This window comes from candidate division WOR-3 bacterium, from assembly GCA_016867815.1.
Taxonomy (GTDB): Bacteria; Hydrothermota; Tepidihabitantia; order Tepidihabitantales; family Tepidihabitantaceae; genus UBA2258.
Map to the genome: position 1 here is coordinate 17,088 of VGIR01000038.1, position 11,102 is coordinate 28,189.

The following is an 11,102-nucleotide window of genomic DNA, read 5'->3' on the forward strand; positions in this document are numbered from 1 at the left end:
CTGCCCCTGCCTTCACCTAGACCTCAACCCGACGCCCGGTGCGTTCCGGCCAGCGTCCCATTGAAGACGCAGGCCTCCGCGATGATACGGCTCTTGGTCAGCAGCCACACGACTTCGGCGAATTCGCTTCTCCCAAGTCGCCGACCGCATCTGGTAGTGAACTTGAGTCGGACCGCGCCGAGGCTGTCTTTGGAATCGAAGAGGGTGAGCAGTTCACACAGGTCTTCCTCGTCCAGGTCGGGGTTGAAGAACGGCTCGTGAATAGCGGACTGACCGCAAGACCCGGCCAGCCTGGTGACAAGGACAACTGTCTTCTTCTCCTTCAGATGAAAGAGCGACAGCAGCTTCACCAGTGGGTGCCGGACGAAAACCTGGTCGTCCTTGAGACGCGCAAGGAACTGCTCCTTGCCGATGGAAACGGCGACGCCTGCCGCGCCGTCCGGAGGGAAGACCGACGCCGCAATCCGCCAACCACCTTTGCAGGTGAAATTGCGGCATACTTGGGGTCTATCGGCGTAGATGGAACACTTGTTGTCTTGCAGGTGGACGCAGGCCCCGTCACCTCTCTTCCTCAGCCGCCATCCCCGATGAGGACATGCAGGCGCCTTCTCTCTGCACGAATCGTTTGACAGGGCGCAGGCCTGCTCCGCGTCGTAACTCCCGGATGCGTATTCCTGGGTTGTCAGAGGGATGTCCCATTCCATGCGACAACACATGCCCTCGCACCAGGGCAACACCTCCAGACAATCGCCGTCAAGAACGAGTCTGCGCCCCCTGCCGCTCAGGCGGGCGCCGGGCACGGACCGGCCTCTCTCGGGCATCACCAGCCTTCCCTTCCGGCCGCCGCCTCCTGTGTCCGAACTACTTTTCAAGCGAGATGGGTATCAGCTTCAGGGCCGAAACGGGAGAGAAGTATCGGGCAGCCGGGTCCACCGGAATCTCAACCCGCATCTCTATTTCAACTTTCTCGAGCGGCTGCGCCCGTCGCGGACTTCCCAGGCCCGCTCGCCGACAAACAGCAGGCCGAGGTCGCGGGCCTGAGCGTGTGCGACATCGCACAGGTACTCGACCGGCGTGTCGAGCGTGCCCTGCTCGGCCCAGGATTTGGCCGGGCACTGTTCGCAGAGGCCTTTCAGGAAGCAGCGGGCGCAACGCGCAAGATAGTCGGGGTTCGTGGCTCTTCTTTCCCGCAGGCGCGGGAAGAAGTTCGTGAGTGCGTCCCGGAGCGAACCGGCCTTCAGGTCGTAGGTCGTATCCGGATGACGCAGCATCAGGCACATCTGCGCCCGTCCGTAGGCATCGATGCAGGCCCCGCGGCCGGCGCCGCAGGCAAAGAGCCGTTCTCCGGCTGGCCCCATGAACTTCGAGCAGAACTGGCGCATCTCCTCATGACGTGCTGCGCGGTTGCGGCTAAGGATGTCTACGCCCTCTTCGGGCGAAAGTCGCAGCCCGGCAATCTGGCGGTTCTTGACCTCGGAGTCTCGCCGCCCGCGAAGGTCGAAGAACATCGAATAGCCGGGGGGCTTGTCCATGGCGGTAATCGTCGCCGCCCACGTCTCAAACTCATCCATCTCACGCCGGTTCGGCGGTAGGAGAACGCCCTTCACGACGAACGGCACCCGGCACTCAAGCAGCAGGTCAATGCCGCGGCGGAACTCGGTGTACGAACCCGACGACCGCGACACCGCCTCATAGGACTCCGGCTTCATGCCGTAGACCGTGACTTCGGCCAACTCACCGGGCGGAACGCGGGCAAAGAGGTCGGCAAGCTGCGGCGTGACCAGACGGGCGTTGGTGAAGAGCAGCACCTTCATGCCCTGGCGCCGGGCGAACAGGTAGAGATCCTCGAAGTCATCGCGCAGAAGTGGTTCCCCGCCGGTGAAGCGCACCGACAGGCAGCCGAGGTCCGCCGCCTCAGTCAGAACGGACTTGACCTCGTCGGTGGTCATCTCGCGCTCTCGCGCTAACCGGTCGTTCGCCGGGAGGTTTATGCAGCAGTGGATACAGTCATTGTTGCAGCGCTCGGTTAGCTCAATGTCCAGATGTCCAAGCAGCGGCCCGCGCTTCCGCCACGGCCCGCCCCGGTCAGCCCTGACCTTGTCGATGTAGGGAGAAGGTTGCGTTCGAGGTAGAGGACCAGATTCAGGTTGATGTCCACGTCGAGAAGCGGAACTCATCCGGTTTCCTCCGACCTAGCCTCAACCTTAGCCTCTCTCCTGGCCAAGGCCAGTATCTGTTCCACGATCCTGCCGCTCTTGTCGAACTCCATTATGTAGGACGGGACTTCGCGCGCCAGGGCCTCAATCAGCGAGAGCGTCTTCTCCCACCAACCCGCCGTTTCCATCGGCCGGATAACGCAGGCCAGCAGGCGTTTCAGCACCTCGTTGCGGTCGGCGACCAGAACCAGGCGGTTGTTTAGGGATTTCTCTATGAACAGGATGGCCCGCAGCGGCGCCGAGGAAGCGGACACCAACGGTACCTCGCCGTGGCTCCACGAACCGTAGACCCGGAACCCGTCCGGCTCCCACCGGACGATGTTCCGGTCGTCGCATAGAATCTCGGCTTGGTCCCGGATGAGTTTAACGGTTGTCGATTTGCCTGCCTCGGAGTGACCCAGGAAGAGCAGCCCTGAGCCTTCGCTCTGTTGCTTGTTCCTGCTGTTCGTGCATGGATCTGATGCTGGTCCGACGATCGCCCCGGCTGAATGCAGAAAACAGCCCTGCCTGTCGGCGAGAAGCTGGGCCAGCAGAATCTGGTCGGTGGGAAACAGGGTGAGGGAATGGAGATTGCCGGCTTGAAACTCATCTTCGTTCGGGCGGTAGAACTCGCCTCGGGAGTAGTCATTGTTGAAGACGACCACCTGGTGGAATCTCTCATCATCGCTGTCGGGTGAGATGCCCAGGTATACCCAGGACTGTCCCTTTCGGTATATGGCCCAGGGCGGTTTGCGGTAGACCTCACGCCCCAGCTTATCCGGTTTCAGGCAGGGCAGTTCGAAGTGATGGCGGATGGTCACCACGTCCGGTCCCGGGCCGTCCTTCAGGAACTTGCTGAACTTGGGGTCAAAGGTCTGGTCGGTGAACGGCAGGTCCGACTCAACCTGGAGCGTGATGCCGGCGATCTCGAAGTAACGGCGGTGGTCTCGCCGCCACTCTTCTTTGGAGCTGCGGTTCTCACGCGCCACTTCGCAGAGGTACTCCACCCTTGCACCATACCGGCCGTGTTCAAGAAGACCAAAGGCACCGCACCAACGGCAGTCCTGCCGGTGCCCGCACGAACCGCAGTTTTCCAGGTATTCATCGCCGCCACGCACCTTGTCGGCAAGGTCGGGGATGAACTCTTCCCACGCGGTGCGGAAAGTGCCCGTTCGCAGGTCGAAGCTCAGCGCCGGGTCCTTGATGAATGAACAGAACGTCATCCTGCCGTAGGGATCCACGTGAAAGTCCCGGCGCCCGGTGATGCACCCGGCAAACAACCGGTCATCACCGTTCACGGTCAACGGTGTACGGTGCACGGTGGACTCCGGCTCTTCGGATTGTTCGTACGCAAGGTCCGGCTGGTCCAGGGCGACAACGTCCTTTGGGTCCAGACGCTGGCGGGCAATCTCCGTATTACGTTCGGCCGAACCGCATGCTGAAAGATAGAGCCACGGCGCGCCCACCCGGTGGTGCGAGCTGAGTGATTTTGCCAGTCTCACCATCTCGTCGAACTGCTGGTAGCTGTCGCGCATCGGTACCAGCTGCATGATGAAACCGGCCCCGGCCTCCTTCAGATACCGACAGCCCCGTATCACGGCGTCGAACGAGCCGGGGCTGCGTGTGATGTGGTCGTGTACTTCGGCGGTTGCGCCGTACAAGGCAATCATCTTGGAACCCTTGCGGGCAAGGAGACGGGCAATCTCCGGCGTGATGAGCGTGCCGTTGCTGTTCAGGGTGTAGCTACGCGCCTTGCGGGTGAGGTAGTCGAATATCTCCGGGAAATCCGGCCGCAGCATCGGCTCGCCCCCGGAAATCGACCATTCCCGGCAGCCCATTGCCCGCGCCTCGTCGGCAATTCGTCGGATCTCGTCGAAGCTCAGCTCCGCTTCGGGCCCGCCTGCAGGTACACGTACCCAGCAGTGACGGCAGTTGTTGTTGCAGCGGTAGGTCAGGTCGATACTCCCCTTCAAAGGCAGCCTGAGAAGCGGCGTTCTTCTGACCTGCTCAAAAAACCTTGTTGTCAACTGCTCTCTCCCGTTCCGGCGTCCTGTGCGGTTGCGTATCCCGACCCACCTGACTGCCATCGAGAAATGTGCAGCCGCGTCCCTTGCCGTACCTGGGGCCCGCGGTTTCCGGACGTTCAGATGCTCTACTTGGCAACCAGCATTTTCCTCTGGACCAGCTCTCCGACCAACCCGATCACGTCGCGCTCGATCTCGTCCGGCCGTACGTCGTACTCCGCGGCAAGCGCCTCAGCAATACCGGCCAGAGTGGTCTTGCCGTCCAGCCTGCGCCAGATGTCTTTGCCTGTCTCGTTCAGCGAGAACAGCTCGTCCTCCGTTTCGCCGACCCCGGCGACGAGTGGTACGATGATCAACTCCCCCTCAATCTCGCGAGCGACGATGTCATCGGATGGGACGTACACGCGATCCGGCTTGATGTCTATGTCCACACTCCCTCCCTGGATGTTCTCTCACCACTGTGCGTTTCTCCTTCTGTGTTGGCCCTCATCTCCACTCCGACGCCCGATCGATCCAGGAACCTCCTGACCAAAGTGCACTGGTCACCCGGTCCCTCGACCTTCTGGAAGCCCAGGGACTCGAATCGATCCACGGCCGCCCGTTCCGAGGCACTGACCTTCAGTTCGGCAACAGCGCAATTGACAAGAACCGCTTCCGCGCTGGTCAGCAGCGCGCCCTCCAATCCGGAGCATCGGTACCGGAATCTGGTCCTGAGGTTGCCGAGCCACCAGCCGGCAAGGGGACATTTTTCATGGCGCAGAACGAAGGTTGCGGAACCGCAGGGCTCGCGGTCCTTGCCCGAGTGAACGGTCAGGGTCCAGTGATCGACCTTCTCCGCGGCTTCTTTGGATAGAGCGAGCTCCAATTCCGCTGCCGACACGCTCTGGTAGAGAATCGACCTCCCCAGACGGTGCGGGATTTGGTAGGAATAGCTCACATCCTTGTCGGAAACCCGCAACAAGTTGCGGGCAGCGAAATCGAGGAGATTAGTCCGCCGCGCACCTGAAAGCAGCCAGGCCAGAGTCTGTTCCCAGTGATGCCGGGCCCGGTAGGCAGCTTCGAGGAACACGACTTCAAGCCGCGTCCAGGCAGTCGGTTCTCTCAGCCGGGTACTCACGGGCCTCCCATTCCTGCTTATGCTGGAAATGATCCCCATAACGTCCTCTTCGCGGGAGCGGCCGTCATCGCCCTGTCGTGCTAAGTCGGACTTGGTGACGATGAATCGCCCTCGGACGTCGGCCCCGCATCTTGTGACCCTGTGACCCAGAAGGACGCGGTCCCGCCGGAGCACCGCGATGTCCCCAACCGCTACCTCGGCGATGCCTTTGGAATCGAGATAGAGCGTGTCCCCGGGCTTCACGCAGGGGTACATGCAGAGGCCGGAGGCTCTGAAGCTGACTCTGCCTGCTTCAACAAGGATCTTTGCCAGCCCAATCGGGAGTCCCGCCAGGCTATTGAGCTGTGAGATTCCAACTGCCGCTCCAGTTTCGGCCGCCACGCGCCAGGAGCAGGGCGCCAGTGGTTGTGTTCCCACGCAATCCCTGCAGCAAGATGCGGGCCCCGTAGAAATGCTCATGGACGGGAGGCTTGCGCCTCTGGCATGGCCGGCCTGTGAGGGCTCGGACTGCCGACAAAGCACATCGCTTCTTGGTCCCGAAGACTAGGCATACTACATCATACAAAGCGAGGCCAGTCCGGGCAAGCAGAACAGGCGCCGCCACAATCGAGTCACGAGCTCCCGGCGGAGCAAGAGTCTGACTCATCCCTGACCCGGGACGTTCCGGCGCCGCGACGCAGGCCCAGGCAGTTGGCAGTCACGCTTGGCATTCGCAGCTCTTCTGCCTCACCGGCCAGGCGTTTGGTGAGAAGGATCCTGATCGACAGCAGTGGTCGCCGCACTTTCCTCGCTTCCCCTCTGTGATCAGCCGGGCAATTGCAGGGGTATTCAGAAGATAGCCCCGGGCTTCGCCTTGCGAGTCAAACTCCGGGCGCGTCCGCGCACCACGCCGGTTGTCACGCTGTTGGTCGCCTTGGGGACCAGACGGCAACTGACCAGGCGACTAGGCCGGAAAACCGCTCTGCCTCTGGATTGCGGACTCAACTGTCCGGTCCCGGAGGGATCCGCGCTCCAGTCCCGCCTGAAAGCCGGGGTCGAAGTCGCCTCTCCACTGCCCTCCCGTATCAAAACCGGGACCGGCTCTAGAACCGTCCCGGGAACGGTTCCCGGAGGGATTCGCGCCGTGTCAGGATTGACAGCCAGGAGATAGCCAGAGCCGTTCCAGTCAGTGGTTTAGGTGAACTCCCGGTGGCCATGCTCTGATTGTACGGGTTTTCGAGCCGTCAGATGGTTCCCGCCTTCAAGGCACGCCAGACCGCACGGCCGGAGACAACCAGCTGTCGGAGCTCCTCTTGCCTGAATTGGACACCACCTGCAGCTACAAAGGCCAAGCAACAGGGCCGTCTGCCGCCAACCCTTCTATACTACATACGCACGCCTGGTCAGCCTGACGTCGAAGTCGTCGTCGCACCCCGAGACTGCCCGACACCACTCTCCAGCTTAGGGGTTACCACAAGACGGCGTCATGTGACAGAGACGAGATGCGCTAACCTTTTCTGCCAAGAGAGTTACCCGTGTACAGCCTTCACTCGGCCGCTGTGCACACAGAATGACGCACCTAAGCTGCGGATTGGCACCGGATTGACTCTTGGCACACCAGCGTTCGCCGCTGCAAGCTTGATGTCATAAACGCTTTCAAAACAATGAGATAGGGATGATGCGGGCGTGCTCGCAATGGCCGTCCTGATGTAAAACGCACGTCCCGGGAGCTCGGTGGATTCCGCCGGATTCGCGTCACACTAGACCATACATGCAGGTAACTCCTTCTGTGTCGCATGATGTAACAATGCGATTTACAACTAGTTACCTGTGGCCCCTTTCGCGCTGTGACGATTGCCGCGATGCCGCCGCTTTTTCATACGCTACCGTAAGTCTCTATTTTAAGGCCTTTTATGAACTGAATCGCTTGGATTTTGGTTGGCACGACCGCTGCAATTCTGGTCGACGTCGGTGAGGTTACGTCCGGTGGCCTGTAGTCTGCGGCCGCCGCGCTGGTCCGTCCATTGTGATGCCACCGTGGTACGGGTCGAACGCAGTGGCCGCAGACAGTTGGACAAGCACGCCCGATGCAGCGTGGAACCTGTACGTCAGGGCAAGAACGATGAGACCGCGAACGGAGGTTGAAGGTGCGAGAGCGTAGTTACAGAACCAGAGGCGGCGCTCCTGCCGAAGCCGCGGGCGGCGGATCATGGTGGTCATCAGCAACATCTCTTGAGGCTGCTTTTGTTTCGACCAGCGCAAGCGGACCGCTGAGTCTGTCGGCGTCGGGCGAGCACGGGACGGCCGTGTCGGAGTCGCGGCCTGCCCTGAAGCCCGTCCCGGTTGCCGGACCGGCCTACTGGGCCGGCACACTGCCCGGGGCGATGGCTGGGAAGCGCCCCGCGGCGCCGTCGTTCCGCTGAGTATTGTGAACGCTGTTTCGGGGAAGGTGAAGTCCGAAGCCTGGATTGGAGGGAAAGGCATGAAATCCAATGACGACAATCTGTACGCTGCGACCGTGAGCCGGACCTTCGGGTTCCGGTGGGGCCGCAAGCCCAAGACGGAGAGCAACGTTCGCGCCTCCGGACCGAGGAAGCGGCTCAACAAACAGGCCCCAACGCAGAATCTGTGGGTACTTCCAGGCCCTCTTGAACTCCGGTGACCCTGCGATCTCGGTCCAGGCCGAAGAACCAGACCGCATTGCCGGCGGGACGAGACTGCCAATCACCGTGCAGAACAGCCGGCATCGGCCGATCGGAGCGGAATCCCATGTGCATACCGAGCAGCCGGATAGCGCCGCCCGGTCCTGATGGGGCCCGATGGCAGCGAAAGAAGGCCGATACCTGGACCCGCAGCAGCAGACCGGGATGGAGTATTCTCCCGGGAAGCGAGGTCATGACCCCCTTTATGTAACACGATCCTACCTGCCTCCTAACACCCATCCATCCCGCCGCCTGCCTCGGCGGCGGGGTGGTTTTCGGGACGCCGAACGCGTGCCTGCCCGGCGCGGGAGTTCGGGTTACGCGGGAAGATTCAGCCGGCCCCCCGAGAAGTGCCCGGCATCGGCCGGCGGGCGCAGAGAACGAGGCGGAAGCAGACCGACCGGCTTCGCGCGGCATTTGCTGCAGGGCACCGACGGGCTGGTCCTTCTTTTTCGGAGCATACGTCTCCGGTGCTTCAGGTATTCACACGCCGAGCGGCACTCTGGCTCAGACGCCAGGCCGGAGCGCCCTGCTGAGACCAGTGTCATGTCATGCGTGTCTTTGGATAGACATGATACATCCAGATCGAGTGAGGACCTTGTGACAAGCCCGTTCATGGCGGCGCACCCCGCAGCAGCCTAGCCGAAACAGACCTCGACCTGAATACCACGCGGTAGTGCCGCATTACACAAGTACTTTACTGGTAAGATATTAGAGCAACATATCATCAATCCGCGACAACTACGTCCAATCCGTCTAGTTCCCGCTGATCACGTTAAGTATTTATGATGACGCAGGTTATTAGCTGAGTGGTTTGAAGGGGGACTGGCACGGTAGCTGCAATTCTGATTGGCGTCTGTGGGGGTTACGTCTGATGGTTAGTTGGCTGCGGCCGCAGCGCTGATCCGTCCATTGTGGCGATACAGTGGCACGGGTCGACCGCAGTGGCCGCAGCTTGGTGTAGGAGAGCGAGAAGTACGGAGTGGAACCTGTACCTCGTGGCAAGAACGTTGTGACCGAGGAATGAATGGAGGTTGAAGGTGAGCAAGTACGAGAAGTCTGTCGTTGGCGTTCGTATCAATACCGCCCTGAGCGGGCCTTGCCGGCCGTCATGGACTCTTGGCGAAGCTGAGCAGGTTGCTGCAAACGACTGCAGCCCTCTCGCTATGCCGACGTCGGGTGAGTTCGAGTCGTGTGCGGAGTCGCGGCCGAGCCGAAGGCCCGTCCCGGCTGCCGGACCGGTTTACTGGGACGGCACACTGCCGGGGGCCATGGCTGGAAAGCGACCGGCGGCGCGCACTGTGGTTCTTCCTCTCGCCCTATGTTCCAACTGAGTTCACTGGTGAAGCGCCTGACGGAGGATCAGCCCATCCGGTCAAGAGACGACCTGCTGTACAGCGCGACCGCGCGCCAGGCGCCGAGGTTCTGGAGTAGCGGTAAACCAGAGACGAGTTACTGCGTATCGACCCTGGGTCGGAAGGAAAAGCCGAGGCGCCTGGTCTCCGCCCAAAACCCGTGGTCCCTGCCGGCTCGCGACACGCTTCGCTAGTCCGACGACGACCGTCTCGTCCCGCTGGAAGGCCGATCCTGAAGGGCGCAAGGCCGCCCGCGCCGCTTCCTGTCCCGCCAGAATCTCTGAGGCACGGCGTGTGAGCCGCCCCTGCGCGCACCCGCAAAGCTTCGCGTATCCCCCAAGACTCTGACGTCCGGCCTGCCGGGATTCTAGCCGGCGTCCGCTGCCGGCCGACGGAGTTTCACGCAGCGCGCCAGCGACCAGGCGTACCAGTCGCAGACCTCGCCCAGGCACCGACCGGTTGACTCGCACAGCGGTTTGACCCGCGCCGGGTCCACGCCGACCTTGACAAGTTCCGTAATCCGCTCGAGACTGAGCCGGGTCGCGGGCACGTCGGCCTGGGTGAGGCTGCCGTTCAAGAGCATCTGGCCCTGCCGGTGGTAGAACCACTCCTCTGCGCCGGGAGCGTAGCCCTCCTCGAGCAACCTGGGGTCGTCGGAGGGACTCGGGTCCCTTCGCTTCGCTTCCCGCTCGGCGAGTCGGATGAGCTTGGCCGCTTCGCGCAGGTCCACACCCGCCTGCTTGTTGCCGAATATCGCCACGTTGCCGGCCGCTCGGCGCTGGATGACAACCGCGGCCCGCGCTCCGTACTCGGACCGCGCGTATTTGTGGATGCCGTCCTCGTCCGAGTCGATGGAGACGATCCGTAGCCGCTTCTTTCCTACCGCGATTTCCTCGACCTTGGCCTTTGTGTCGAACTCGGGCTTGACCACGGTGAAGAACCGGAGCTGTTCCTGGTACTTGGCCTCTATGGCCACGAGCGCCCACTCGATGACCCGGTGCGGGTCGTCCGGATGCCGGGGATGGAGCAGCTTGACCACATAGGAGATGTCGAACGGTGACGCGTTGCCCTCCACGTCTGCGGCGCGGACGAACCTGAGTATCTTGGCTAGCGACGGGTCCTCGCTGACGCCGAGCTCCTTCGCGACCAGGGTCGTCGCGCAGTCGCCGGCCTTCCGGCCTTCCTCCAGTGTCGGGTGCTCATCGAACCGGCCGCCGCCGATGCCGAGCAGAAGAGTGCCTTTTGCCTCATACTCTTCGGGCTTCAAACCTGCTTCCGCCAGCTTGCGGAGAGAAGTGAAGGTGACTGCGGCCGTGCTGATACCGGGGAACCGCTGCTCCCCGAACCTGCGGAGGAGCCAGATGGCCACGATTTCATCAATATGCGGCCGCTCGTGGGTCAGGATGCTCTTGAAGACCACGTCAGCCGAGAGTATCCGAAAGGGGTCGAGGGGTCAAGGAGTCGAGGGTGACGAGGAGAGACGGAGCAGGGCGGGCAAACGCCCGCCCTGTGCCAGACCGAGCCTTGCGTCCGGCTATCCGCGTCCGCGACCCCTGCCGCGGCCGTGGCCGTGTTCGCGCCCGCCGCGCTTGCCGTCACGGTCGGTCATGTCCTAGAATTCCTGTAGATTCGAGGCTGGTTTTGACCGGAATAGAAGAAGGCGTAAGCTCCGATGTTGTTGATTAAGTCGAGTGCCGGCGATGCCGGCAGAAAGGAAACTTACGCCGTGG

At 62.1% G+C, this 11,102-nt stretch carries 7 protein-coding genes; 1 reads left to right on the forward strand and 6 read right to left on the reverse strand.

Translation table 11 applies throughout. The features are described from left to right. Positions 1-23: 23 nt before the first annotated feature. The 5 genes from FJY68_07305 to FJY68_07325 all read right to left on the reverse strand — a co-directional run bounded on the left by FJY68_07305 (position 24) and on the right by FJY68_07325 (position 5,753). On the reverse strand, positions 24-824 hold the full coding sequence (locus FJY68_07305) for a YkgJ family cysteine cluster protein (GenBank protein MBM3331641.1): 801 nt from the start codon (positions 822-824) through the stop codon (positions 24-26). A 129-nt stretch (positions 825-953) separates the two neighbouring features. After that, positions 954-2,177, reverse strand: coding sequence for a radical SAM protein (locus tag FJY68_07310; GenBank protein MBM3331642.1), 1,224 nt, complete (start codon positions 2,175-2,177; stop codon positions 954-956). Further along, positions 2,174-4,282 (reverse strand): radical SAM protein, encoded by a 2,109-nt coding sequence (locus FJY68_07315; GenBank protein MBM3331643.1) that lies wholly within the window; start codon positions 4,280-4,282, stop codon positions 2,174-2,176. Before FJY68_07315 ends, FJY68_07310 begins: the two co-directional genes overlap by 4 nt. Positions 4,283-4,347: 65 nt before the next feature. Then, on the reverse strand, positions 4,348-4,665 hold the full coding sequence (locus FJY68_07320; protein ID MBM3331644.1) for a PqqD family protein: 318 nt from the start codon (positions 4,663-4,665) through the stop codon (positions 4,348-4,350). After that, complete coding sequence (locus FJY68_07325; protein MBM3331645.1) at positions 4,641-5,753, reverse strand: hypothetical protein; 1,113 nt, start codon at positions 5,751-5,753, stop codon at positions 4,641-4,643. The genes FJY68_07320 and FJY68_07325 overlap by 25 nt, the downstream gene beginning before the upstream one ends. Positions 5,754-9,359: 3,606 nt before the next feature. On the opposite strand from FJY68_07325, the gene FJY68_07330 reads away from it, so the two are divergent. Beyond that, positions 9,360-9,566: a hypothetical protein gene (locus tag FJY68_07330; protein MBM3331646.1), complete on the forward strand. Its 207-nt coding sequence runs from the start codon at positions 9,360-9,362 to the stop codon at positions 9,564-9,566. Between the two features lie 173 nt (positions 9,567-9,739). On the opposite strand, the gene FJY68_07335 is transcribed toward FJY68_07330, so the two are convergent. Continuing rightward, positions 9,740-10,792 carry a hypothetical protein gene (locus tag FJY68_07335; GenBank protein ID MBM3331647.1) on the reverse strand — a complete coding sequence of 351 codons (1,053 nt, stop codon included), beginning with the start codon at positions 10,790-10,792 and terminating at the stop codon, positions 9,740-9,742. Positions 10,793-11,102: the final 310 nt, after the last annotated feature.

Bases quoted from the DNA above. Each gene is read 5' to 3' on its own strand.
- FJY68_07315 (MBM3331643.1), bottom strand. From the start codon at position 4,282: ATGGCAGTCAGGTGGGTCGGGATACGCAACCGCACAGGACGCCGGAAC.
- FJY68_07310 (MBM3331642.1), bottom strand. From the start codon at position 2,177: ATGAGTTCCGCTTCTCGACGTGGACATCAACCTGAATCTGGTCCTCTA.